A 24,386-nucleotide genomic window follows, 5' to 3' on the forward strand; every position below is an offset into this window, starting at 1 on the left:
GTCACACGTTCTGGTGACTCCCTGCCGGACCGTGGGGGGTGCGCCGCCGCTCAGTGACCCGCCTCGTGCCAGCTCGCGCCGACACCGACCGACACGTCGAGCGGCACGTCGAGCGCGCCACCGGGGACGCCGTCGCCCGCGTGCGCCATCTGCGTGCGGACGACCGACTCGACCTCCTCGCGCTCCCCCTCGGCCACCTCGAGCACCAGCTCGTCGTGGACCTGCAGCAGCATCCGCGAGCGCAGCCCCCGCCGCGTGAGCTCGGCGTCCACCCCGAGCATCGCGACCTTGATGAGGTCCGCGGCGCTGCCCTGGATGGGTGCGTTGAGCGCCATGCGCTCCGCCGTCTCGCGCCGTTGCCGGTTGTCGCTGGTGAGGTCCGGCAGGTAGCGCCGGCGGCCGAGGATCGTCGCCGTGTACCCGGTGGCCCGTGCCTCGTCCACGACCCCGGTGAGGTAGTCGCGGACACCGCCGAAGCGCTCGAAGTAGTCCGTCATGAGCGCGGACGCCTCCGAGACCTCGATCGCGAGCTGCTGGGAGAGCCCGTACGACGACAGGCCGTAGGCCAGGCCGTAGCTCATGGCCTTGATCTTCGAGCGCATCGCCGGGGTCACGTCACCCGTGGCGACGCCGAACACCCGGGACCCGACGTAGCTGTGCAGGTCCTCCCCCGAGCGGAACGCCGCGATGAGGCCCTCGTCGCCCGACAGGTGCGCCATGATCCGCATCTCGATCTGCGAGTAGTCGGCGGTCAGCAGCGTGGAGTAGCCCGGTCCCACGACGAACGCGCGCCGGATCTGGCGGCCGGCCTCCGTGCGGATCGGGATGTTCTGCAGGTTCGGGTCCGCCGAGGACAGCCGCCCGGTCGCGGCGATGGTCTGCTGGAACGTGGTGTGGATGCGCCCGTCGTCGCCGACCGAGCGCAGCAGCCCCTCGACCGTCTGGCGCAGCCGGATCGCGTCGCGGTGGGCCAGCAGGTGCTCGAGGAAGGGGTGGCCGGTCCGCGCGAACAGGTCGGTGAGCGCGGCCGCGTCGGTGGTCCACCCGGTCTTGATGCGCTTCGTCCTCGGCATGCCGAGCTGGTCGAAGAGCACCTCCTGCAGCTGCTTCGGCGAGCCGAGGTTCACCTCACGCCCGATGACGGCGTAGGCGTCCGCGGCGGCGCCCTGGACCCGCCCGTCGAACTCCTGCTCGAGCGACGAGAGGTAGCCGCGGTCGATCGCGATGCCCGTGCGCTCCATGCGCGCCAGCACGTCCTGCAGCGGGAGCTCGAGGTCCGTGAGCAGGGTCGTCGCCCCCCGGTCGGCGACCTCGCCCCCGAGGACGTCGACCAGGTCCCGCACCGCGGCCGCGCGGACCGCGGCACGCCTGCCCTCGTCGGCGCCGTCGACCTCCAGGTCGAGCGCGCCCTGCCCGGCGGACGTGGCCGCGTCGCTGCTCAGCTCGCGTCGCAGGTACCCGATCGCCAGGTCGGGCAGGTCGTACGCGCGCCGGTCCGGCTGGCACAGGTAGGCGGCGAGCTCGGTGTCGAAGCGGACGCCGCGCAGGGCCAGCCCGCGCCCGTCGAGCGCGTGCCACGCCTCCTTGGCGGCGTGCAGCGACTTGCCGCGGTCGGGGTCGCCCAACCAGGCAGCGAGCGCCGCGTCGTCGGCCGGCTCGATCGCGGTCAGGTCGTAGGCCACGGCCTGACCGGCGCCGTCCGCGATCGCGACCCCCCAGGCGTCGCCGCGGGCGGGTGCTCCCGAGCCGCGGACGTCGAGCCCGAGCACCTCGTCGGCGCGGGCGTCGAGCCACGCGCCGAGCCCGCCGTCACCGGTCTGCACCAGGTCGAGGGCGGCGGCCGTGGCCACCCTCTCGTCGCGCGTCTCGTCGGGCAGCATCGCGAACAGCCGGTCACGCAGCGTGCGGAACTCGAGCTCGTCGAGCATCTCGTGCAGCGCCTGGCGGTCCCACGGACGCACGGCCAGGTCCTCGGGCCCGACGGGCAGCTCCACGTCGACGAGGAGCCGGTTGAGCTCACGGTTGAGCTCCACCTGGGCGAGGTGCGCCCGCAGCGACTCGCCGGCCTTGCCGGTGATGCGCTCGGCGTTCTCCAGCACGCCCGGGAGCCCGTCGTACTGGGTGATCCACTTGGCCGCCGTCTTGGGGCCGACGCCGGGCACGCCGGGGAGGTTGTCGCTCGTCTCGCCGACGAGCGCAGCCAGGTCCGGGTAGCGCGCCGGGGGCAGGCCGTACTTCGCCTCGACCGCGTCCGGCGTCATGCGGGACATCTCCGACACGCCGCGCACCGGGTACAGGACGGTCACGGTGGGCCCGACGAGCTGGAACGTGTCGCGGTCGCCCGAGCAGACCAGGACCTCCATGCCCTGGTCGCGCGCCTGCGCCGTGAGGGTGGCCAGGATGTCGTCCGCCTCGACGCCGGGCTTGTCGAGCACCTGCACGTGCAGGGTGGCCAGCAGCGCCCGGATGATGTCGACCTGCCCGCGGAACGGCTCGGGGGTCGAGGCCCGGTTGCCCTTGTACGACTCGAGGCGCTCGGTGCGGAACGTGGTGCGGCCGGCGTCGAACGCCACGGCCACGTGCGTGGGCTCCTCGTCGCGGAGCAGGTTCGCGAGCATGGACGTGAACCCGAACACGGCGTTGGTCGGCTGGCCGGTGGAGGTCGCGAAGTTCTCCACCGGCAGGGCGTAGAAGGCGCGGTACGCCATCGAGTGCCCGTCGATGAGGAGCAGGCGGGGGGTCGTCGAGCCGGTGGTCGCTGGCTGGTCGGCACTCACGGGTGCCAACCTATCTGCCATGTCCGACATCCCCTTCGCCATCCCGCCGACCGACGACACCCTCCTGGAGCGCCTGGGGATGGAGATCCTGCACGTCGACGCCGAGGGGGCGACGGGCCGCATGCCGGTCGCCGGCAACACCCAGCCCTACGGGCTGCTCCACGGCGGCGCGTCCGCCGCGCTCGCCGAGACGCTGGGCTCGCTGGCTGCCGCGGCCCACGCCGGGCCGGGACGCGCCGCGGTCGGGATCGAGCTCAACGCCACCCACCACCGATCGGCCCGCGCGGGCACGGTCACGGGCACGGCGCGCGCCGTGCACCGAGGACGTTCGCTCGCCTCCTACGAGGTGGTCGTGGAGGACGGCGACGGGCGACGCCTGTGCACCGCGCGGGTCACCTGCATGCTCATCGACGCGCCGGTCTGACGCGCGAGGTCCTCGTCGGCACCGACCCGCGCCCGGGCGCGACGGCGTCGCTCGATGAGATCCTCCAGGCCGCGTGCCGCCGGGCGCCGCGCCACCGTCGGCACGTCGAGCGCGAGACGTCGCTGCAGCGCGCCGGTGCTCACCACGCGGTGCGCCGCGGCCGGGGCGAACCCCAGCCGCGCCAGGAAGCGCTGCATCCCGCGCGAGCCGGGCAACGGGGCGGCGTACACGTCCTGGGCGCCGGCCGCGTCGGCGACCTCGACCGCGGCCTGCAGCATCGCGTGGCCCAGGCCACGCCGACGGTGCAGCGGCGCCACGTAGACGGCATCGAGGCTGAGGACCACCGCGTCGGACAGCATCCCGGGGCGCAGCAGCCGGCACAGGACCATGCCGGCGGGCTCGCCGTCGCACGTCGCCACGAGGACGACGCCGTCCGGGACCGAGGCCAGCGCCGCCAGCTGCCGGTGCAGCGTGCCGCGGTCGGCGGCGCACAGCTGCCGGCCGGCACCCGACTCGGCACGCGCCTGCAGGCACAGGTCGACGAGATCCTCCAGGTCCGACGACGCCGCGCGTCGGACGTGCACACCTGGCCGCACTGCGGGCCTCCCGGGGACGAGTGTCGGACTCCGGACGCCCGATCCCCCGGTCCGGGCGCCCTGCCTCGATGATGGCCCACCCGGGCACGTCTGCCTAGTGCGGCCGCGTGTCACGTCCCGGTGAACCCGGACCAACCGCCCGGATCCAGCCCGCGTCAGGACGCAGTTCCCTACCGATCGGTAGGGAACTCTCGCGCTCACGTAATGAACAGGACACAATCCCTCCCTATCGTCTGCTGACCGGTGGGCGAGGGCTCACCTCATCGTGCGGCGCGCCCGGCGCCCGTGCCCGATCACCAGGACGGAGGTCTGACGTGCGAGCAGTCGCGTGCCGGGACCGTTCCGTCGCCCTGCGACGAGGAGGTGCCGGCCTCCTGCTGGTCCTCCTCACGGCCCTGTCGACGCTCGTCGTCGGCAGCCCCGCGCACGCGGCGACCACCCCCTGCAGCCCGGACGACGCCACGGCGTGCCTCAACGTGACGGTCACCGTCCCCGGCACCGGACCCGCCGCCGGGGTCGCCCTGGAGGTCGAGGGCGAGGACGGCACCGTCACCGCCACGACCGACGACGCCGGCAAGGTCTCCGTGGCGCTGACGACGGCGGGCGACTACACCGTCACCGTCGACGAGAGCACGCTGCCCGCCGGGACCGTCCTGCGGGACCCCGACGAGAACCCGGCGGTCGTGACGGTGGCGCTCGGGCGCTCCGCGGGCCGGATCGTGCAGGTCGTCCCCCCGGGCCAGGCCCCGCCGAGCGGGCAGACCGAGACGGCCAGCCCGTCCGCCGGCCCGACCACGGGTGCCGCGGGGACCGACCTGGACGCCGGTGCCGAGGCGGAGGCGAGCGCGGAGGCGTCCGCCGGCCCCGGGACCAACCGGTACGCCCAGCTCGTGCTCGCCGGGACGGTGTTCGGCGTGCTGCTCGCGCTGGCTGCGCTCGGGGCCAACCTCATCTACGGGACCACCGGGCTGTCGAACTTCGCGCACGGTGAGCTCGTCACGCTCGGCGGCATGACCGCGTTCATGGCCGTGCAGTGGTGGGACCTGCCGCTGTGGCTCGCGATCGTCGTGTCGACCGCCGCGGGCGGGCTGGCCGGGTGGCTGCTCAACCGCGTCGTGTTCGGCCCGCTGCGTCGCCGTGGCGTGGGCGTGACGCAGCAGATGATCGTGACGATCGGTCTGTCGCTCGCGATGCTGTCGGGCTTCCTGTTCTTCTTCGGGGCACGGCCCGCGCCGATCGTGTCGGGCATCTCCCAGCGCATGCAGATCGGACCGGTGCAGATCTCCGGGCAGTCGCTCGTGTCGGTCGGCATCGCCCTGGTCGTGCTCGCGGTCGTCGCCTTCGCGCTGGCCCGCACCCGGCTCGGACGGGCGACACGGGCCGTGTCCGACAACCCGGCGCTCGCCGCCGCCACGGGCATCAAGGTCGAAGCGGTCATCAGCAGGGTCTGGATCGTCTCCGCCGCCCTGGCCTCGCTCGGCGGCGTGCTCCTCGCGCTGTACCTCAACACCACACGCTTCAACTTCGGGTCGACGCTGCTGCTGCTGATGTTCGCCGCGATCACCCTCGGAGGTCTGGGGTCCCCGCTCGGCGCCGTGCTCGGCGCACTCGTCATCGGCCTGGTCGTCGAGCTCTCGACGCTGGTCCTGCCGAGCGACATGCGTTACGCGAGCGCGCTCGTGATCCTCATCCTCGTCCTGCTGCTGCGGCCGCAGGGCATCCTCGGGCGCGCCGAGCGCATCGGTTAGCGGGAGGTCGTCGCCGTCATGGACTACGGACAGCTCTTCACGAACGTCCTCAACGAGATGCTGGGCCCCACCGCGATCGCGTACGCGCTCGCGGCGATCGGGCTGAACATCCACTTCGGGCTCACGGGCCTGATCAACATGGGTCAGGCAGGGTTCATGCTGCTGGGCGCGTACGGCTTCGCCGTCGCGACCATCCAGGGCGCCCCGCTGTGGCTCGCCTTCCTCGTAGCGATCACCGCCGCGGTGATCTTCGCCCTGCTCCTCGGGCTACCGACGCTCAAGCTGCGGGGCGACTACCTCGCGATCGTGACGATCGCCGCCGCCGAGATCGTCCGGATGGTGGGGCGCTCGACGGCGCTGACCGACATCACCGGCGGCTCGGAGGGCCTGACCGGCAACGCGTTCAAGGGCACCTTCCAGGACGCGTCGCCGTTCCCGGACGACCGGTGGACGCTCGGCCCGATCACGCTGGCGACCAACACCTCCAACTCCTGGTGGCTGCGCATCGTCGGCTGGAGCCTCGTGCTGCTCGCGTGCCTGCTCGTGTGGCGCCTCATCCGCAGCCCGTGGGGCCGCGTGCTCAAGGGCATCCGCGAGGACGAGGACGCCGTGCGGGCGCTCGGCAAGAACGTCTACGGATACAAGCTGCAGGCGCTGGTCCTGGGTGGGGTCTTCGGCGCCCTGGGTGGCATCGTGTTCGTCCTGGCGAGCTCGGTGCAGGCCGACTCGCTCGGCCGGCCGGTGACGTTCAACACCTGGACGATCCTGCTGCTCGGCGGCGCCGCCACGGTGCTCGGACCCGTCCTGGGCTCCCTGCTCTTCTGGGGCGCGCTGGTCTTCGTGCGCGGCTTCCTGCGCGGGGTCGTCCCGCCCGACGTGCTGTCGGTGCAGCAGATCGAGCAGATCGGCTGGATCCTCGTCGGACTGACGCTGATGATGCTCATCATCTTCCGACCCCAGGGGATCCTGGGCGACAAGAAGGAGCTCGCGATCAATGCCCACTGAGGACGTCGTCGAGCAGGCCAGGCACGGCCTGGCACAGGTCCCCCGCGTCCCCGGCGCACCCAAGCCGCAGGCGCTGCTCGTCGCCGACGGCGTGCGGCGCAGCTTCGGCGGCGTCAACGCGGTCGACGTCGAGCACGTCGAGGTGCAGCAGCACGTCATCACGGCGCTCATCGGACCCAACGGGGCGGGGAAGACCACCTTCTTCAACCTCATGACCGGCTTTGACAAGCCGGACACGGGCAGCTGGGTCTTCGACGGCACACCGCTGGCCGGTGTCGCCGCGTCCCGCGTCGCGAAGTCCGGCATGGTGCGCACCTTCCAGCTGACCAAAGCGCTCGCGCGCATGACGGTCCTGGACAACATGCGCCTGGGTGCACGCGCGCAGCCCGGTGAGGGCCTCTTCACCGCCCTCGTGAAGCCCTTGTGGGCGCCACGCGAGCGCGAGATCACCGACAAGGCGATGACGCTGCTGGAGCGCTTCAAGCTCGACACCAAGAAGGACGACTTCGCCGGGTCGCTGTCCGGCGGGCAGCGCAAGCTGCTCGAGATGGCGCGCGCCCTCATGTCGGACCCGACGCTCGTCATGCTCGACGAGCCCATGGCCGGCGTGAACCCCGCGCTCACGCAGTCCCTGCTGGGACACATCACCGACCTGCGCGACTCGGGCACGACCGTGCTGTTCGTCGAGCACGACATGCACATGGTCCGCCACATCTCGGACTGGGTCGTCGTCATGGCGCAGGGCAAGGTCGTCGCGGAGGGTCCGCCGGCCGAGGTCATGGCCGACCAGGCGGTCATCGACGCCTACCTCGGTGCGCACCACGACACGGACCTCGGTGACGACGCCCTGCTGGACGAGGGCGGCGTCATCGACGCCGAGGCGGAGGCGGAGGCCGAGGCCGAGATGGCCCCGGCGACGAAGGCTGAGGAGAAGGCGCCGTGACCGAGACCACCGCACCCGCGCTGCACCGCGGCGCGCCGCAGGGCGAGCCGCTGCTGCACGCCGACTCCCTCGTCGCCGGGTACCTGCCCGGGGTGAACATCCTCAACGAGTGCTCCCTGGTCCTGCACCCCGGCGAGCTCGTCGGGATCATCGGACCCAACGGCGCCGGCAAGTCGACCCTGCTCAAGTCGCTCTTCGGGCTCGTCGCGATCCGCGAGGGCTCGCTGACGCTGCAGGGCGAGTCGATCGCCGGCCTGCGCGCCGACGCGCTCGTGCAGCGGGGCGTGGGCTTCGTCCCGCAGACGAACAACGTGTTCCCCAGCCTGACGATCGAGGAGAACCTCCAGATGGGCGTCTACCAGACGCCCCACAAGTTCGCCGACCGGCTGGAGGTCGTGCTGGCGCTGTTCCCCGAGCTGACGCACCGGCGCAAGCAGCGCGCGGGCGCCCTGTCCGGCGGTGAGCGGCAGATGGTCGCGATGGCACGCGCTCTCATGCCCGAGCCGTCCGTCCTGCTCCTCGACGAGCCCTCCGCGGGCCTGTCGCCCGTCCGGCAGGACGAGGCGTTCCTGCGGACCCGCCGCATCAACAAGGCGGGCGTGTCGGTGGTCATCGTGGAGCAGAACGCGCGGCGGGCCCTGCAGATCTGCGACCGCGCCTACGTGCTCGACCAGGGCCGCAACGCCTACTCCGGGCCCGGCCGGGAGCTCATGCACGACCCGAAGGTCATCGAGCTGTACCTGGGCACCCTGGCGACCGACGTGGACGCCGCACGGGACGCGCAGCCCGGGCCGGCGGGCTCCCCCGCCGCCTGACCGGACGCACGAGGCCCGGTGGCCGACCTGACGAGGTCGGCCACCGGGCCTCGTCGTGCCGGCAGGCCGCGACCGGCACGACGCCGTGCCGGGTACTGCCCCGCCGCGCACCCCTCCGGTCGCCCCGGACGGCCCTGGACGCGCGGCAGCCCCCGGAGCCGACGGCTCCGGGGGCTGCCCTCAGACGGTGGTCAGCAGGTCAGCCCTGCGGGACCTCGCCCTCCTCCGAGCGGTTGAACGTGTAGGTGTTCTCGGGGCCGAACTGGTAGATCCCGATGAACGCCGACGACGGGTCGTTGGCCTCGTTGAACGGACCGACACCCGAGACGGCCTGGTACGCGATGTCCTCGCCGTCCTCGATGAGCGCCTTGCACTCCTCCCAGCCGGTGCACTCCGTGCCACCGTCCGCGCCGGAGACCGCCGCCATGTTGGCCTGGATGGTCGCGCCGTCGGACGCCCCACCCTTCAGCGCGGCGAGCGCGACGAGCATCGTCGCGTCGTACGACTCGGGACCGTAGGAGTAGTCCTTCAGGTCCGGGTCGATCTCGAGCATGCGCGCCTGGAACTCCTCCGACGGGTACGCGCCGGGCAGCGTGCCCTGGGCGTTCTCGAGGGTGCCGGCCGGGAAGCCGACGTCACCGTCGACCCCGAAGTTCTGCAGGTTGCCGTCGACGAAGTACGTCTTGCTCATGTCCCAGCCCTGCGCGACGAGCTCACGCACGATCGACGGGGTCTGGTCGGTGAACGCGAGGATCGCCAGCGCGTCGGGGCCCGACGAGATCGCGTCCGCGACGATCGTCGCGAAGTTCGTCTCGGCCGGGTCGAACTCCTGGCCCGAGGTGCCGTAGACGACCGAGCCGCCGGCCTCGTCGACGACGCCCTCGACGACGTCGCGCAGCGACGTGCCGTAGGAGTCGTTGAAGACCAGGATGCCGACGTTGCTGGCGCCGTCGCTGACGATGAGGTTGCCGAGGACGTCACCCTGCACGGTGTCGGGCGGTGCGGTCCGGAAGTAGAAGTCCGAGTAGCCCGACAGGTCCGTGGCCGTGTTGGCCGGGGAGACCTGCACGATGCCCGCGCCGGTGATGTCGTCCACGATGTTCTTGGTGACGGACGAGGACGCCGCGCCGATGATGGCCGAGACTCCCGAGGAGATCAGCTGCTGGGCCGAGGCCGTCGCGACCGACGCGTTCTGCGCGTCCGAGGAGTCGGTGTGCTCCACCTCGACGTCGGCGCCGAACAGGCCACCGGCGTCGTTGATCTCCTTCACCGCGAGGTCCACGCCGGCGATCTCCGGCGGGCCCAGCTGCGCGAGCGACCCGGTGACGGGGAGGATCGTGCCGATGAGGAGCGGCTCGCCGCCACCTGTCCCGGCCGTCTCGTCGTCGCCGGCGTCGTCGGAGCCGCCGGCGCACGCGGTGAGCGCCAGTGCGACCACTCCTGCGACCGCCAGCGCGCGTCCTGCACGTGTGGAACGAATCATGCGTGTGGTACCCCTCTGTGAGCCCTGCACGGCCGAGGCCCGGGGGCGGGCCACGGCGATGTGGCGCGAACGTACTCATCGTTTGTGTCCGCCATGTGAATGGCAACGTCTCACCACGATGTCGTTGTGCACTTGTGACCAAGGACGCGACGAGCCCGGTCGACGCAGGGCGTCGACCGGGCTCGGTGACCGGGGTGCTGCAGCGTCAGGACGCCGCGCCACCGACCTGCTCGATGACGGCGTCGGCGACCTCGCGCATCGTCAGCCGGCGGTCCATCGACGTCTTCTGGATCCAGCGGAACGACTCCGGCTCCGACAGCCCCATCTTGGTCATCAGCAGCCCCTTGGCGCGGTCCACCCGCTTGCGGGTCTCGAAGCGCTCCGCGAGGTCGGCGACCTCGGACTCCAGCGCCGTGATCTGCGCGTAGCGGGAGATCGCGATCTCGACCGCCGGCAGCAGGTCCGCGGGGCTGAACGGCTTGACCACGTAGGCCATCGCCCCGGCGTCGCGCGCCCGCTCCACGAGCTCGGTCTGCGAGAACGCGGTCAGCAGCACGACCGGCGCGAGGTGCGCCTTGCCGATCCGCTCGGCGGCGGAGATCCCGTCCAGCACGGGCATCTTGACGTCCATCACCACGACGTCCGGCTTGAGCTCCGTCGCGAGCTCCACGGCGCGCTCACCGTCACCCGCCTCGCCCACGACCTCGAACCCCGCCTCGGTGAGCGTCTCGACGACGTCCATCCGGATCAGCGCCTCGTCCTCGGCGACGACCGCCCGGCGCGCCGGCCGGCCGGCGGACGGCACGGCCGCACGCGGTGCGGGCTCGGCGGCGGACAGGTCCACGGCCTGCGGCGCGTCCTGCGTGGGCTCGGTGCTGTCGTCCTTGGTCACGTGCACAGCGTAGTGCGCCGACCGCCGGTGGTGGCGCGCGCGCCCTCGTGGCCGCCGTCACGTGTCGGGGCAGTGCCGCAGTCCGCAGCATGCGGCAGGCCGCACTAGGCTGCTGCCGCGGCCCCGATAGCCCAACCGGCAGAGGCGTTCGGCTCAAACCCGATCCAGTGTGGGTTCGAATCCCACTCGGGGCACCTGCCCGCCGCGTCGCCCGACGGCGGTCTACGTCAGGGCCACCTCGGCTGCCGACGCCGTCTGCGCCGTCCGTCCCGGCGCCTCCTGGAACCCCCAGTAGAGGTTCGTGTGCGCGATGACGTCGGCCGGTGACGGCGCACCCCACGCCGACAGGTCCTCGGTGGTGTGGGCGTCCTGCACGAGGGTCACGTCGTAGCCGCGGGTGAACGCACCGTGCACGGTCGACCGGACGCAGGCGTCGGTCTGGGCCCCGCAGACGACCAGCCGGCCGACGTCGTGCCCGGCGAGGACGTCCTCGAGGTCCGTGTCCTCGAACGCGTCGCCGTACCGCTTGTGCACGACCGGGTCGCCGGGGCCGACGGCGACCTCGGGCACGATCTGCCACGTCGGGGAGCCGAGCGGGAACTCCTCGCTGCTGTGCTGCACCCACACGACGGGCGTCCCCGAAGCGCGGGCCCGCTCGACGAGCCCGGCGACCCGGGCGACCACGTCGTCGCGCTCGTACGCCTCCGCAACGACGCCGACCTGGAGGTCGATGACGAGCAGTGCGGTTCCTGGGCGGTTCTCGAGCGTGGTCATGACGCCTCCTGCGGTCGGATCAGACACGCACCACGCTAGGACCGACCACCGACATCCCCGTCCCGGGCCGGCGCCGCGGCGCGCGTGCGCCGCCGGCCGGTGGCAGGGTGTGCGCGGGAGGTGCCCTCACGTGCAGTCGACGACGACACCGCCGTCCCCCCGGCCCGCGGTGCGGTCCACGTACCGCAGCCTGCGCCTCGGGCTCGTGGCGATGGTCGCCATGCTCGCGACCGCCGTCGGGGTGGAGGCGGCGCGGTCAGGATGCTGGCTGGACTCCCTGAGCGCGTACTACTGGACCGGCGCCCACGACGTCGTCGTGGGCGCCCTGAGCGCGCTCGGCGTGCTGCTCGTCGTGTACGCCGGTGCGGACGACGTCGAGGACGCGCTGCTGGACGCGGCCGGGTTCCTCGCGCTCGTCGTCGCCCTCTCCCCCACGCAACCGGGTGCCGGCTGCCCGGCGACGCGCGTGGCCGACGTGCCGGCAGCGCTCGCCGACGCCCGTACCGGCCTGACGGCGCTGGTGGTGGTCGGTCTGGTGGTCACGCTCACCCGTGCGGCGGTGGCGGTCCGCGGGGCGCCGACGGCAGGCGACCTCGCGCGGGGGGCCGCGGCCCTGGTGGTGCTGGTCCCGGCCGCGGCTCTCGTGCTCGCGCCCGATCTGCTCGTCGCGCGCGCGCACGACGCGGCGGCCGTGCTCCTCTTCGTGGCCGTCATCGGTGTCGTGGTACGCCACGCGTTCCTCGCGCGCGCCACCTCCGCCCGGTGGGCGATCGCCTACTCCGCGCTCGGTGCGCTGATGCTGCTGACGCTGTCGGTCGTCGTGGCGCTGCACGCGACGGTCCCGACGTGGACGCACGCCGTGCTCGTCGTCGAGGCCGCGCTCGTCGCGCTGTTCGCCACGTTCTGGGTGCTGCAGACGGTCGAGCTCTGGGAGGTCGACACGGTGCGGGGCCGGCCGTCCGGCCGGCCCCGCTGAACGACGCGCGGTCCCGGCTCGCGGTCGGCCGGTCGAGTCGCCCGCGGCCTCAGCGGCCGGCGCCCGCGCGACGTGCCCTGCTGCTCAGGACGCGTGCGACGCTCACGAGCGCCAGCCCTGCCGCGAGCAGCGTCCACGTCGCGATCCACCCGAAGGCCAGGGCCGCCCCGGTCGCCGCCAGGGCTCCCGTCCCCGTGCCCGTCATCTGGTACATCACTCCTCCTCTCCTCGTGCGGCGCCGGTCGCCGCGGTCCCCACGCACGGCCGGTCGTGCGCGACGGTCAGGTGGCCCCACTGCGGGCTCCGCCCGCGCAGGTGGTACGACCACGCGTGCAGGTAGGCGCGCTGGAGCACCAGGTCGTAGACGAGCTCGGGCAGGACCAGCAGGCTGATCCACCGCGCCGTCGAGCCGCCCTCCCACACGGTCACCAGCCGCTCGACGACGAACACCGCCCCGACCGCGAGCCAGAACGGCTGCCACGCGAGGGTGCCGAGCAGGGCGGCGCCGACGGTCAGCGCGAGCAGCACCCACAGCGTCAGCGTCCCGACCGTGAGCATGAGCTGCTGCAGGTGGTACCCGGCGGTGACGCGGGTCAGCCCGTACGCGCGGAGGTTGTCCAGCATCCCCGTGTACCACCGCACACGCTGACGGTGCAGGGCCACCGTGCTGGGCATCAGCTCCGTGCGGCAGACGCACGCCGGCGGTGCGACGAGGCGCCATCCCCGCGTGCGCAGGGCCAGCGTCAGCTCCGAGTCCTCGGTGATGGCCCCGCGGTCGTAGACGTCGCCGGCACGGCCGGGCAGCGCCGACCCGCGCGCGCACGCCACGTCCCGCAGGGCGGCGTACCGGAAGACCGACGCGGTGCCCGTCACGACGCTGACACGCCCCGTCGAGCCGATCTTCGCGGCGTAGCGCGTGTACTCGTTGGCCTGGCACCGCTGCAGCCAGCCGTGCGCCCCCGGGCCGAGGAAGATCCCGCTCGCCGCACCCAGCCGCGGGTCGGCGTCGAGCCGCGACAGGGCCGTCTCGACGAACCGCGGGCCGATCACGGTGTCCGCGTCCAGCACCATGACGTAGTCCGGCGGGGCGTCCACGAGCACGGCCAGCGACTGGTTGAGCGCCCCCGCCTTGCGGTCCGCGTTGTCGCGCGTGGTGAGGACGTGGGCGCCGTGCGCGCGTGCGACGGCGGCGGTGCCGTCGGTGCAGCGGTCGGCCACGACCACGACGTGGGCGGGCCGGTACGTCTGGTCACGCACCGCGCGCAGCACCGTCGGCAGCGCCGCCTCCTCGTCGTGGGCGGGGACCAGCACGACGAGCCGGGCGCGCGGGACCGTCCGGCACGCGGTCCGCCGGGGTGGGCGGCTCGTCGCGTGCGTCCGTGCGGCGTGGTGACGGCGCGTCGCGACGTGCGGGCGCGGCGCGACAGCGGCATCGGTCATGGCGTCCTCCGGGTGCTCCGGCACCCGGTCCTCGCGGCTCCGCCGGGTGCGTCACCCCCATGCCACGCGCTCCGGACGACCACTCAGGGCCGGCAGGTCCCGGGGCGAGCAGGCGGGCGGGGAGATGGAGCGGGTCGACCCCGCGCGGCGAGCAGCGCGCGCGGCGGCACTCAGCCGGCGGGGTGCCGCGAGGCGGCGACCTCAGGCCAGACGGCGCGCCAGCCCCTCGCGGTCCGTGACGCCCAGCTTGCGGTAGATCCGGTACAGGTGGTTGTCGACCGTGCGCACCGACACCCCGAGCGCGGCGGCGACCTCCCGGTTCTGCGCGCCCGCCGCCACGCGGCGCGCCACCTCGACCTCGCGGGCGGACAACGACGCGACCGGCCCGACGAGGGCCAGGAGGCGGTCCAGGTCACCCCGGGCTCCTCGCGCCACGTCCTCCGCGCCGGCGAGGTACCGACCTGCGGAGCCGGCGTCACCGGCCAGCGTGGCCAGGTGCGCGGCCCGGGCGTAGGCGCGGACCGCGTGGACCGGCAGGCCGCAGCCGCGGAGCTCGTCGGCCACGTCGGCCAGCCGTGCCGCGGGCCCCTCGGCGACGGCCGACACGTAGCGGCCGAGCGCCGGCAGCACCGCCCCCTGGGCGCCCGCGGACGCGGCCGCGACCCGCAGCGCCGCCGGGTGGTCGACGGCGACGTCGACCGCTGCACTCGCCGCCAGCACCGCTGCGGTGACGCAGCCGCGATCGAGCAGGGCGTCCACCTCGAGCCACGTGCCGTGCGCCGCCGCTGCGCCGAGGTCCCCCGCCGCGACCGCCGCCTGCGCCTGCGCGACACCCGCCGACGCGAGCGGCACCGGTCCCAGCGGCAGCGCCGTCGCCGTGACCTGGTCCGCCATGGCCCGCGCCGGGACCGTCCGCCCGTCGTTGGCCGCCAGCGACGCGCCGATCGTCAGGAGCGCCGCACGCGCGTGCGGCGCGAAGGGCGCGCACGCCCCCACCGCGAGGCTGGCCCACAGGTGCTCGCGCAGGGCGCGGCTGCGGCCGGCGAGCGCGAGGCACAGCGCGAGGACGTACGCGCACGACTCGACGGCGGCACCGTCGAGGGCGGAACGCGCCTCCGCGAGCAGCCGCGAGGCGTGCTGCACCGCTGCCTCGACACGTCCGTCGAGCAGCTCGGCGATGACGGCGGCCGGCCGGGGGTCGACGCGCAGCGGGTCGTGAGCGGTGGGCTCGCCGCTCAGCACGTCCGCCGCGTCGACGACCCGTCCGGCCGCCAGCAGCGACCACCCCCGGACGTAGCGGTCCTCGGGACGGTCCGAGCCGGGCGTCGTCGCGGTGGGCACCGGGCCCGTACCGAGGAACAGGTCGATGCGCCGCCGGGTGTCGTCCAGGACCGCGGTCCGCTCCGTGGCGGTCGACCCGACGAGCACGCGGCGGGCCGCACCGGGGTCACGCTCCACGCAGGCGAGCCGCAGCGCCCGCCACGACTCCACGACGGGGACGCCGTCCGGGTCCAGGTGCGTGATGACCTCGTCCTCCACGGCCTCGAGGAGGGCAGCGCCGGAGCCCGCCTCGAGCAGCGCGTTGAGCCACAGGAGCCCCGAGGTCGTCGACGGCGCCGCGGCCCACTCGTCGCGGCGCTGGTCCACCCGGGTCGCCCGCGACCGCCGCAGACGACGGCCGAGGACGGCTGCCTCGTCGCGCGACGTCCCCCACTCCGACGGCATCTGCGCTCCCCCGCGCGACGCCACCGCGACCTGTCCGGCGGGCCGCTCCACCTCACGGGTGACGCGCCGCCGGGTGCGCACCAGCCGCTCCCGCCCCGGCGCCGCGGTGAGGTGCTCGGCCACCAGCGGCGGTGTCACGACGACCTCGTCACGGTCACCGAGGTCCAGCACCCGCAGCAGGCCCGCGTCCTCGAGCGCGACGAGGGTGCGCCACGGCACGACCCGACGGGCCACGACGGGCTCGACAGGTCCGAGCACGGCCAGCGTCTCCAGGGCCCGCAGCTCCCGGCCGCCGAGACCGGCCAGGAGGCGGTCGACCGTGCCGACGAGCTCCGCCGAGCGCACCTCGCCCACGGCCGACCACACGCCGCCCTGCAGGACGAGGCGACCGTCGCGGCGTGCTCCGTGCAGGATCGCCCGCGCCAGGCCGGGCAGACCCCCGGACAAGCCGTAGACGCGGCTGACGAGGTCGACGTCCGCGCGGCCGGCGAGCTCACGGTGCACCAGGACCTGCATCTCGTCGAAGCGCAGGGGCGCGGCCTCCCAGCTGCACACGGTCAGGTCACCGGTGGACCGCAGGGCCGCCGTGCGGCACGCCCGTCCCGGGGACGACGTCACCAGGACACCGAGCCGGCTCGCGCCGGCGGCGGCCACCACGGCGGCCGTGTCGGCGTCGACGAGGTCCGCGTGCCGCACGAGCACGACACCCCGCCCCGGGCCGGCGCCGTCCACCAGGCGCGCCACGCCTGCGGCGTACGCGTCGGCGGTCGCGCCGCGCGGGCTCATGCCGCCGAGCGCGAGGGCGGCGAAGGCGCGGCCGGAGACCCCGATGCTCCCCCTGAGCCGGACGACGTGCCAGCCGTCGTCCCCCAGGCGTGCGGCGGCCCGCTCCGCCAGGTCCCACGCCCCTGCGCCCGCCAGGCCGGTGAGCAGGACGGCCGAGCCCCCGCACAGGGCGTCGACGGCGCCCTCGACGACGACGTCGCGCGCGGAGGGCCCCAGCATCTCCCCACGCTAGCCATCGTGGCGACCTGCGGCGCGCCGGGGCCGACGGCAGGGCCCTCACGACGACGGACGGCCGCCACCCCCGCAGGGGTGACGGCCGTCGGGTCGGACGTCTCAGGCGATGCGGCTGCGGGCCGTGTCCTCGTCGCCGATCTTGTGCACGACGACGGTGTTGGTCGAGCCGACCACGCCGACGGGCGTCCCGGCGACGACGACGACGTAGTCGCCGACCTCGGCCAGGCCGTTGGCGCGCAGGGTGTGGTCCACCTGGCTGACCATCGAGTCGGTGCTGTCCACCCGCGGCACCTGGTACGTCTGCACGCCCCAGGACAGCGAGAGGCGGTTGCGCACGTCCTCCTCGGGCGTGAACGCCAGCAGCGGGATGGGCGCGCGCAGGCGCGACATCCGCCGGGCGGAGTCGCCGGACTGCGTGAACGTCACGAGGTACTTCACCCCGATGCGCTCTCCAATCTCGGCTGCGGCCCGGGTGATCGCGCCACCGCGCGTCGAGGGCACCGAGCCGAGGGGCGCGATGCGCTCGCGACCGAGCTCCTCGGTGCTCTCGATGATCCGCGCCATCGTCCGCACGGCCTCGATCGGGAAGTCCCCGACGCTCGTCTCGCCGGACAGCATGACCGCGTCCGCACCGTCGAGCACCGCGTTGGCGCAGTCGGAGGCCTCGGCACGCGTCGGGCGCGGGCTCGTGATCATCGACTCGAGCACCTGGGTCGCGACGATGACGGGCTTGGCGTTGCGGCGGGCGAGCTCGACGGCCCGCTTCTGCACCAGCGGCACCTGCTCGAGCGGGAGCTCGACGCCCAGGTCGCCACGGGCCACCATGATGCCGTCGAACGCCTGGACGATCTCGGAGAGGTTCTCGACGGCCTGCGGCTTCTCGATCTTGGCGACGACCGGGACGACGCGCCCCTCCTCCTCCATGATGCGACGCACGTCGTCGTAGTCGGCCGCGGTGCGGACGAACGACAGCGCGATGAGGTCGGCGCCGACGTTGAGGGCCCAGCGCAGGTCCTCCTCGTCCTTGTCGCTCATCGCCGGGACGGACACCGCGACGCCGGGGAGGTTCAGGCCCTTGTTGTTCGACACCGGGCCGGGCACCTCGACGCGCGTGATGACGTCGCTGCCCTCGACGGCGGTGACGCGCACGAGCACCTTGCCGTCGTCGATGAGGATCGGGTCACCGGGCTTGACGTCGCCGGTCAGGCCCTTGAACGTCGTCGAGACGCGCTCCTTGGTGCCCTCGACGTCGTCCGTCGTGATGGTGAAGACGTCACCGACCGCGAGGTCGTGCTTGCCCTCGACGAACCGCCCGAGGCGGATCTTGGGGCCCTGGAGGTCGACGAGGACGGCCACCGAGCGACCCGAGGCCTTCGCCGCGGCGCGCACGTTGTCGTACACACGCTTGTGCACCTCGGTGTCACCGTGGCTGCGGTTCAGGCGCGCGACGTCCATGCCGGCGTCGACGAGGGCCTGGACCTGCTCGGGCGACTCCGTCGCCGGGCCGATGGTGCAGACGATCTTGGCTCTACGCATAACTGGAGACTATGCCTTCCTGGATTTCGGCCGCAGGGCCGGACGTCCCGGGGGTCGCGCCCGGCCTGCGGGTACGTGTCCCGGGAAGGGACGGGGGGACGGGTGGTCAGGGGCGCAGCGGCACAGCGCTCGCGGAGACGGGGGCGGGGAGCTCGGAGGAGCCCGACAGGTAGGCGTCGACGGAGGCGGCAGCTGCGCGGCCCTCCGCGATCGCCCACACCACGAGCGACTGGCCGCGGCCGGCGTCACCGGCGACGAAGACGCCCGGCACGCTCGTGGCGTAGTCGTCGTCGCGGGCGACCGCGCCACGGCTGGTCAGGTCGATGCCGATCTGCTCGGTGAGATGCTCGGTCTCCGGCCCGGTGAAGCCCATCGCCACGAGCACCAGGTCGGCGGGAATGTCACGCTCGGTGCCCGGGGTCGGGACGCGGCGGCCGTCGGGCAGGTACTCGGTGCGGGCGAGCCGCAGGGCCCGCACGTGCCCGCCGTCGTCGCCGAGGAACTCGACCGTCGACGCGAGGTACGCGCGCTCGCCTCCCTCCTCGTGCGAGGACGAGACCTCGAACACCACCGGGTCGGTGGGCCACGGCTGCGACTCGGGTCGCTCGGTCGGAGGCTTCTTGCCGATCGCCAACGTGGTGACCGACGCCGCCCCCTGCCGCAGCGAGGTGCCCAGGCAGTCGGATCCCGTGTCGCCGCCGCCGATGATCACGACGTGCTTCCCCGCGGCGGTGATCTGGTCGGGCACGTCCTTGCCCGCGACCACGGCGTTGGCCTGGTGCAGGTAGTCCATGGCGACGTGGACGCCCTCGAGCTCCAGCCCCGGCACCTGCAGCTGCCGCGGGACGGTGGCGCCCGTGGCGAGCACGATCGCGTCGTACCGGGCCTGCAGCTGCACCCAGGTGACGTCCCTGCCGACCTCGACGCCGGGGCGGAACCGGGTTCCTTCGGCGCGCATCTGCTCGAGCCGCCGGTCGATGTGGATCTTCTCGAGCTTGAAGTCCGGCACGCCGTAGCGCAGCAGGCCGCCGATCTCGTCGTCGCGCTCGTACACCGCCACGGTGTGGCCCGCGCGGGTCAGCTGCTGCGCGGCCGCGAGGCCGGCGGGACCGGACCCGACGACGGCGACCGTGTGGCCGGTGAGCCGTTGCGGCACCTGGGGGGTGACCAGGCCGCGCGCGAACGCCTCGTCGATGATCGAGACCTCGACGTTCTTGATCGTCACCGCCGGCTGGTTGATCCCCAGCACGCAGCTGGTCTCGCACGGCGCCGGGCAGATCCGCCCCGTGAACTCGGGGAAGTTGTTCGTCGCGTGCAGACGGTCGATCGCGTCGGACCACTGCCCGCGCCACACGAGGTCGTTCCACTCGGGGATGAGGTTGCCCAGCGGGCACCCGTTGTGGCAGAAGGGGATGCCGCAGTCCATGCAGCGCCCGGCCTGCTCCTTGAGGAACGGCTGCCCCTCCTCGAGGTGCGCGTGGACGTCCTTCCAGTCGCGCAGGCGGACCTCGACGGGACGGTTCGGCGGGAGCTCGCGGTCCCGCACCTTCAGAAAGCCGCGCGGGTCAGCCACGGGCCACCTCCAGGATCTTGTCCCACACGCCGGGCGCGCTCGGGTCGAGGCCCTCGGCCTCGGCCTCGGCGAGCGCGCTGCGGACGCGGGCGTACTCGGTGGGCAGCAGACGGGTGAAGCGCGCACGCGTGGCGGCAGGGTCCTCGAGCAGCTGGGCGGCCACGATCGAGCCGGTCTCCTCGGCGTAGGACCGCAGCAGCGCCTGGACGAGGTCGTGGTCGTCGTCGTCGAGCGGGTCGAGCGCGAGCTCGCCGCTGCGCACGGCGTCGAGGTTGACCAGCGCGGGCGTCAGGTCCAGGACGTAGGCGGTGCCGCCGGACATCCCGGCCCCGAGGTTGCGACCCGTGGGCCCGAGCACCAGGACCGTCCCCCCGGTCATGTACTCGCACGCGTGGTCGCCCACGCCCTCGACGACGAGGGTCGCCCCGGAGTTGCGCACCCCGAACCGCTCCCCCACGAGCCCGCGCAGGAAGATCTGGCCCCCGGTGGCGCCGTAGCCGATGACGTTGCCCGCGATGACGTTGTGCTGGCTCGTGAGCGCCGAGCTGCGGTCGGGGCGCACGACGATCCGGCCGCCGGACAGACCCTTGCCGACGTAGTCGTTGGCGTCGCCGAACAGCCGCAGCGTGATGCCCCGGGGCAGGAACGCACCGAACGACTGCCCGGCCGAGCCCGTCAGCGTCACATCGATCGTGTCGTCGGGCAGACCGGCCCCGCCGTACCGCTTGGTCACGTGGTGGCCCAGCATCGTCCCGACGGTCCGGTTGACGTTGCGCACGGGCAGGTCGATCCGGACCGTCTCGCCGCGCTCGAGCGCGTCCGCGGCGAGCGCGATGAGCTGGTTGTCGAGCGCACGCTCCAGGCCGTGGTCCTGCGCCCGGACGTGCGACAGGGCCGAGCCGGGCTTGGGCTGGGGCACCGCGAGCACCGGCGCCAGGTCGAGTCCCTCGGCCTTCCAGTGGTCGATCGCGTCCCGCGTGTCGAGCATCTCGACGCGCCCGACGGCCTCCTGGATCGAGCGGAAGCCGAGTGCGGCGAGATGCTCACGGACCTCCTGGGCGATGAACTCGAAGAAGGTGACGACGAACTCGGGCCGTCCGGTGAAGCGTGCCCGCAGCTCCGGGTTCTGGGTCGCGACGCCGACCGGGCAGGTGTCGAGGTGGCAGACGCGCATCATCACGCAGCCGGAGACGACGAGCGGGGCCGTCGCGAACCCGAACTCCTCGGCCCCGAGCAGCGCCCCGACGAGCACGTCGCGCCCGGTCTTGAGCTGGCCGTCGACCTGCACGACGACGCGGTCGCGCAGGTCGTTGAGCACGAGCGTCTGCTGGGTCTCCGCCAGCCCGATCTCCCACGGGGTGCCGGCGTGCTTGAGCGACGTCAGCGGGCTGGCGCCCGTCCCGCCGTCGTGCCCGGAGATCAGGACGACGTCCGAGTGCGCCTTGGCGACGCCCGCCGCGACCGTCCCCACCCCGAACTCGCTGACGAGCTTGGTGTGGATGCGGGCCGACGGGTTGGCGTTCTTCGCGTCGTGGATGAGCTGCGCGAGGTCCTCGATGGAGTAGATGTCGTGGTGCGGGGGCGGCGAGATCAGACCGACCCCGGGCGTCGAGTGCCGGGTCCTCGCCACCCACGGGTACACCTTGTGCCCGGGCAGCTGGCCGCCCTCGCCGGGCTTGGCGCCCTGCGCGAGCTTGATCTGGATGTCGTCGGCGTTGGTGAGGTACTCGCTGGTCACGCCGAACCGCCCCGACGCGATCTGCTTGATGGCCGACCGGCGGCGCGGGTCGTGCAGGCGGTCGGGGTCCTCGCCGCCCTCGCCGGTGTTCGACTTGCCACCGAGCTCGTTCATGGCGATCGCGAGGGTCTCGTGCGCCTCGGCGGAGATCGAGCCGTAGGACATGGCGCCGGTGTTGAACCGCTTGACGATCTCGCTGACGGGCTCGACCTCGTCGATCGGCACCGGCCGGCGGACGCCCTCCTTGAACCGGAGCAGGCCGCGCAGCGTCATCAGGCGCTCGGCCTGCTCGTCGACGCGCGCGGTGTACTCGCGGAACACGTCCATCTGACGCGTCCGCGTGGAGTGCTGCAGGCGGAACACCGTCTCGGGGTCGAACAGGTGCTCCTCGCCCCCGCGGCGCCACTGGTACTCGCCGCCGACCGCGAGCCGCTGGTGCGCCTGGCGGTTGCCGCTCGCCGGGTAGGCGTCGGCGTGCCGGGCCGCGACCTCCGCGGCGATGACGTCGAGGCCGATGCCCCCGAGCCTGCTCGTCGTCCCCGTGAAGTAGCGGTCGACCAGCGCGTGGGACAGCCCGATCGCCTCGAAGACCTGAGCGCCGCGGTACGACGCGATCGTCGAGATCCCCATCTTCGACATGACCTTCAGGACGCCCTTGCCGAGCGCCTTGATGAGGTTCGCGACGGCCTTCTCGGGAGTGACCCCCGGCAGGTACCCGCTGCGGGCCTGGTCCTCGACCGTCTCCATCGCCAGGTACGGGTTGACGGCCGCCGCACCGTAGCCGATGAGCAGGGCCACGTGGTGCACCTCGCGCACGTCACCGGCCTCGACCACGAGGGAGATCTGCGTGCGCGTGTGCCGACGCAGGGTGTGGTGGTGCACGGCGGACAGCAGCAGCAGTGACGGGATCGGCGCGAGGTCCGCGTCGGAGTTGCGGTCGGAGAGGACCAGGAAGCTCACGCCGTCGGCGACCGCGCGGTCGACCTCGGCGAAGATCTCCTCCAGGCGGCGCTCGAGGGCGGCCCCACCGCCGTCGACCTTGTACAGCCCGCGGATCGTCGTGGCGCGGAACCCGAGCGACGGCTCCTTCGCGACGTGCACGATCTTGGCGAGCTGGTCGTTGTCGATGACGGGGAACGGCAGCATGATCTTGCGCGCGTGCTCGGGACCGTCGACCAGCAGGTTCGGCTCCGGGCCGATCGCCCCACCGATCGAGGTGACGAGCTCCTCGCGGATCGCGTCGAGCGGCGGGTTGGTGACCTGCGCGAACATCTGCGTGAAGTAGTCGAAGAGCAGCCGCGGCCGCTTGGAGAGCACCGCGACCGGGGTGTCCGACCCCATCGCCCCCAGCGGCTCGGCACCGGCGGACGCCATCGGTGCCAGGAGGATCTTGAGCTCCTCCTCGGTGTACCCGAAGGCCCGCTGCCGGCGCCGCACGGACGCGGAGGAGTGCGCGACGTGCTCACGGTCCGGCAGTTGCGAGAGGTGCACCGCGTTCTCCTGCACCCACTGCGCGTAGGGGCGCTGGGCGGCGAGCTGGGCCATCACCTCGACGTCGGCCACGATCCGGCCCTGGCCGGTGTCGACGAGGAAGAACTGGCCCGGCTCGAGCCGCCCCTTGGCGACGATCGCGGCGGGGTCGATGTCGAGCACACCGGCCTCGGAGGCGCAGACGACCAGGCCGTCCTCCGTCACCCAGTACCGGCCGGGGCGCAGCCCGTTGCGGTCCTGCACCGCACCGATGAGGGTCCCGTCGGTGAAGGTCATGGCCGCCGGCCCGTCCCACGGCTCCATGAGCGTGGAGTGGTACTCGAAGAACGCCCGCGTCGACGGGTCCATCTGCGCGTGGTTCTCCCACGGCTCCGGGATCATCATCATCACGGCGTGCGGCAGCGACCTGCCTGACAGGTGCAGCAGCTCCAGTACCTCGTCGAAGCTGCCGGAGTCGGAGCCGCCCGGGGTGCAGACCGGCAGCAGCGGCGCCAGGTCGCCCAGCAGCTCGGACGACAGCATGCCCTCGCGCGCCGCCATCCAGTTGCGGTTGCCCCGGACGGTGTTGATCTCGCCGTTGTGGGCGACCATCCGGAACGGCTGCGCCAGCGGCCACGACGGGAAGGTGTTGGTCGAGAACCGCGAGTGGACCAGCGCGATCTCGGACGCGTAGCGCGGGTCCGAGAGGTCGGCGAAGAAGGGCTCGAGCTGACCCGTCGTCAGCATGCCCTTGTAGGTGATGGTGCGCGCCGAGAGGGACGCGAAGTAGACGCCGTGCTCGCGCTCCGCCCGCTTGCGCAGGCGGTACGCGCGACGGTCGAGCGCGATGCCCGAGAGCTCGCGCGACGGGTCGGCCACGACGAGCTGGCGGAACACCGGCATCGAGGCCCGGGCCGTGGGCCCGACGAGGTCGGCCGTCACGACGACGTCGCGCCAGGCGAGGACCTCGAGCTTCTCCTCCGCCGCGACGGCCTCGACGGCCGCCACGACGTGCGCGCGCTCGGCCTCGTCGACCGGCAGGAACGCCATGCCGATCGCGTAGAAGCCCGCGGCCGGCAGCTCGGCGTCCACGACGTCACGCAGGAAGGCGTCGGGGATCTGGGTGAGGATGCCGGCCCCGTCGCCGCTGTCCTCCTCCGCGCCGACCGCCCCGCGGTGGTCGAGGTTGAGCAGCGCGGTCAGGCCGGCGTCGACGATGTCGCGGCCGGGCGTGCCGCGCAGCGTCGCCACGAAGGCGAACCCGCAGGCGTCGTGCTCGGCCGCAGGGTCGTAGAGGGCGTGCCGGGCGGGCGCCACGGCGGCGCCGGGGCTCACGGGCGACGTCGACATCAGCACCGTCCTCACAGTCCCCGGGAGGGCCGGGGTGTCGCACGAACAAGGGGGGTACCGGGACGTCGTCGGCCCGTGCAGTGAGGCGACGATACCGCCCG

General features: G+C 73.3%; 17 protein-coding genes and 1 tRNA gene. 7 read left to right on the plus strand and 11 right to left on the minus strand.

The genetic code is table 11. The annotated features are described in order from the left end of the window. Positions 1-50 precede the first annotated feature (50 nt). Entirely contained in the window at positions 51-2,798 is a 2,748-nt protein-coding gene (gene polA, locus Cph01nite_RS06095; protein WP_203672292.1) for a DNA polymerase I, read from the minus strand. On the opposite strand from polA, the gene Cph01nite_RS06100 reads away from it, so the two are divergent. Next, the gene (locus Cph01nite_RS06100) at positions 2,797-3,201 is read left to right on the plus strand and encodes a PaaI family thioesterase (RefSeq protein WP_203672293.1); all 405 of its coding nucleotides are present in this window, start codon (positions 2,797-2,799) and stop codon (positions 3,199-3,201) included. The two genes, polA and Cph01nite_RS06100, sit on opposite strands and share 2 nt — an antisense overlap. On the opposite strand, the gene Cph01nite_RS06105 is transcribed toward Cph01nite_RS06100, so the two are convergent. Continuing rightward, positions 3,117-3,785 carry a GNAT family N-acetyltransferase gene (locus tag Cph01nite_RS06105; RefSeq protein WP_239069072.1) on the minus strand — a complete coding sequence of 223 codons (669 nt, stop codon included), beginning with the start codon at positions 3,783-3,785 and terminating at the stop codon, positions 3,117-3,119. The two genes, Cph01nite_RS06100 and Cph01nite_RS06105, sit on opposite strands and share 85 nt — an antisense overlap. A 326-nt stretch (positions 3,786-4,111) precedes the next feature. Here Cph01nite_RS06105 and Cph01nite_RS06110 point away from each other — a divergent pair, with 326 nt between their 5' ends. The 4 genes from Cph01nite_RS06110 to Cph01nite_RS06125 are packed head-to-tail and all read left to right on the plus strand — an operon-like array spanning position 4,112 to position 8,308. Continuing rightward, on the plus strand, positions 4,112-5,545 hold the full coding sequence (locus Cph01nite_RS06110) for a branched-chain amino acid ABC transporter permease (RefSeq protein WP_239069073.1): 1,434 nt from the start codon (positions 4,112-4,114) through the stop codon (positions 5,543-5,545). Positions 5,546-5,563: 18 nt separating this feature from the next. After that, positions 5,564-6,550 (plus strand): branched-chain amino acid ABC transporter permease, encoded by a 987-nt coding sequence (locus tag Cph01nite_RS06115; protein ID WP_203672297.1) that lies wholly within the window; start codon positions 5,564-5,566, stop codon positions 6,548-6,550. Beyond that, on the plus strand, positions 6,540-7,493 hold the full coding sequence (locus Cph01nite_RS06120; protein ID WP_203672299.1) for an ABC transporter ATP-binding protein: 954 nt from the start codon (positions 6,540-6,542) through the stop codon (positions 7,491-7,493). The genes Cph01nite_RS06115 and Cph01nite_RS06120 overlap by 11 nt, the downstream gene beginning before the upstream one ends. After that, the gene (locus Cph01nite_RS06125) at positions 7,490-8,308 is read left to right on the plus strand and encodes an ABC transporter ATP-binding protein (RefSeq protein ID WP_203672302.1); all 819 of its coding nucleotides are present in this window, start codon (positions 7,490-7,492) and stop codon (positions 8,306-8,308) included. The genes Cph01nite_RS06120 and Cph01nite_RS06125 overlap by 4 nt, the downstream gene beginning before the upstream one ends. 199 nt (positions 8,309-8,507) lie before the next feature. Here Cph01nite_RS06125 and Cph01nite_RS06130 read toward each other — a convergent pair whose 3' ends face one another. Both Cph01nite_RS06130 and Cph01nite_RS06135 read right to left on the minus strand, forming a co-directional pair. Further along, complete coding sequence (locus Cph01nite_RS06130) at positions 8,508-9,791, minus strand: ABC transporter substrate-binding protein (RefSeq protein WP_203672305.1); 1,284 nt, start codon at positions 9,789-9,791, stop codon at positions 8,508-8,510. Positions 9,792-9,996: 205 nt separating this feature from the next. Then, on the minus strand, positions 9,997-10,683 hold the full coding sequence (locus tag Cph01nite_RS06135) for an ANTAR domain-containing response regulator (RefSeq protein ID WP_203672313.1): 687 nt from the start codon (positions 10,681-10,683) through the stop codon (positions 9,997-9,999). Positions 10,684-10,803: 120 nt separating this feature from the next. Between Cph01nite_RS06135 and Cph01nite_RS06140 the strand changes: the two genes are divergently transcribed. Next, positions 10,804-10,877 (plus strand) — tRNA-Leu (locus tag Cph01nite_RS06140). A gap of 28 nt (positions 10,878-10,905) precedes the next feature. On the opposite strand, the gene Cph01nite_RS06145 is transcribed toward Cph01nite_RS06140, so the two are convergent. Further along, complete coding sequence (locus Cph01nite_RS06145; RefSeq protein ID WP_203672316.1) at positions 10,906-11,457, minus strand: cysteine hydrolase family protein; 552 nt, start codon at positions 11,455-11,457, stop codon at positions 10,906-10,908. Between the two features lie 130 nt (positions 11,458-11,587). Between Cph01nite_RS06145 and Cph01nite_RS06150 the strand changes: the two genes are divergently transcribed. After that, the gene (locus Cph01nite_RS06150) at positions 11,588-12,433 is read left to right on the plus strand and encodes a hypothetical protein (RefSeq protein WP_203672319.1); all 846 of its coding nucleotides are present in this window, start codon (positions 11,588-11,590) and stop codon (positions 12,431-12,433) included. Positions 12,434-12,482: 49 nt separating this feature from the next. Here Cph01nite_RS06150 and Cph01nite_RS06155 read toward each other — a convergent pair whose 3' ends face one another. The 6 genes from Cph01nite_RS06155 to gltB form a co-directional block, all read right to left on the minus strand. Beyond that, positions 12,483-12,647 (minus strand): hypothetical protein, encoded by a 165-nt coding sequence (locus Cph01nite_RS06155; protein WP_203672321.1) that lies wholly within the window; start codon positions 12,645-12,647, stop codon positions 12,483-12,485. After that, on the minus strand, positions 12,647-13,873 hold the full coding sequence (locus Cph01nite_RS06160; RefSeq protein WP_203672323.1) for a glycosyltransferase family 2 protein: 1,227 nt from the start codon (positions 13,871-13,873) through the stop codon (positions 12,647-12,649). The genes Cph01nite_RS06155 and Cph01nite_RS06160 overlap by 1 nt, the downstream gene beginning before the upstream one ends. 201 nt (positions 13,874-14,074) lie before the next feature. Further along, complete coding sequence (locus Cph01nite_RS06165; RefSeq protein WP_203672325.1) at positions 14,075-16,603, minus strand: helix-turn-helix transcriptional regulator; 2,529 nt, start codon at positions 16,601-16,603, stop codon at positions 14,075-14,077. A 114-nt stretch (positions 16,604-16,717) separates the two neighbouring features. Next, the gene (gene pyk / locus Cph01nite_RS06170) at positions 16,718-18,154 is read right to left on the minus strand and encodes a pyruvate kinase (protein WP_203672327.1); all 1,437 of its coding nucleotides are present in this window, start codon (positions 18,152-18,154) and stop codon (positions 16,718-16,720) included. Positions 18,155-18,260: 106 nt separating this feature from the next. Next, positions 18,261-19,727, minus strand: coding sequence for a glutamate synthase subunit beta (locus Cph01nite_RS06175; RefSeq protein WP_203672329.1), 1,467 nt, complete (start codon positions 19,725-19,727; stop codon positions 18,261-18,263). Then, positions 19,720-24,285, minus strand: coding sequence for a glutamate synthase large subunit (gene gltB / locus Cph01nite_RS06180; protein WP_203672330.1), 4,566 nt, complete (start codon positions 24,283-24,285; stop codon positions 19,720-19,722). The genes Cph01nite_RS06175 and gltB overlap by 8 nt, the downstream gene beginning before the upstream one ends. Positions 24,286-24,386 lie beyond the last annotated feature (101 nt).

Origin of the sequence: Cellulomonas phragmiteti, assembly GCF_016862775.1 — a bacterium.
In the GTDB taxonomy this organism is placed as follows: domain Bacteria; phylum Actinomycetota; class Actinomycetes; order Actinomycetales; family Cellulomonadaceae; genus Cellulomonas; species Cellulomonas phragmiteti.

What these genes read in the sequence shown, in the direction of transcription:
- Cph01nite_RS06100 (WP_203672293.1), top strand. Translation starts at nt 2,797, where the DNA reads ATGTCCGACATCCCCTTCGCCATCCCGCCGACCGACGACACCCTCCTG.
- Cph01nite_RS06130 (WP_203672305.1), bottom strand. Translation starts at nt 9,791, where the DNA reads ATGATTCGTTCCACACGTGCAGGACGCGCGCTGGCGGTCGCAGGAGTG.
- gltB (WP_203672330.1), bottom strand. Translation starts at nt 24,285, where the DNA reads ATGTCGACGTCGCCCGTGAGCCCCGGCGCCGCCGTGGCGCCCGCCCGG.
- Cph01nite_RS06155 (WP_203672321.1), bottom strand. Translation starts at nt 12,647, where the DNA reads ATGTACCAGATGACGGGCACGGGGACGGGAGCCCTGGCGGCGACCGGG.
- Cph01nite_RS06145 (WP_203672316.1), bottom strand. Translation starts at nt 11,457, where the DNA reads ATGACCACGCTCGAGAACCGCCCAGGAACCGCACTGCTCGTCATCGAC.
- Cph01nite_RS06160 (WP_203672323.1), bottom strand. Translation starts at nt 13,873, where the DNA reads ATGACCGATGCCGCTGTCGCGCCGCGCCCGCACGTCGCGACGCGCCGT.
- Cph01nite_RS06165 (WP_203672325.1), bottom strand. Translation starts at nt 16,603, where the DNA reads ATGCTGGGGCCCTCCGCGCGCGACGTCGTCGTCGAGGGCGCCGTCGAC.
- Cph01nite_RS06120 (WP_203672299.1), top strand. Translation starts at nt 6,540, where the DNA reads ATGCCCACTGAGGACGTCGTCGAGCAGGCCAGGCACGGCCTGGCACAG.
- polA (WP_203672292.1), bottom strand. Translation starts at nt 2,798, where the DNA reads ATGGCAGATAGGTTGGCACCCGTGAGTGCCGACCAGCCAGCGACCACC.
- pyk (WP_203672327.1), bottom strand. Translation starts at nt 18,154, where the DNA reads ATGCGTAGAGCCAAGATCGTCTGCACCATCGGCCCGGCGACGGAGTCG.
- Cph01nite_RS06115 (WP_203672297.1), top strand. Translation starts at nt 5,564, where the DNA reads ATGGACTACGGACAGCTCTTCACGAACGTCCTCAACGAGATGCTGGGC.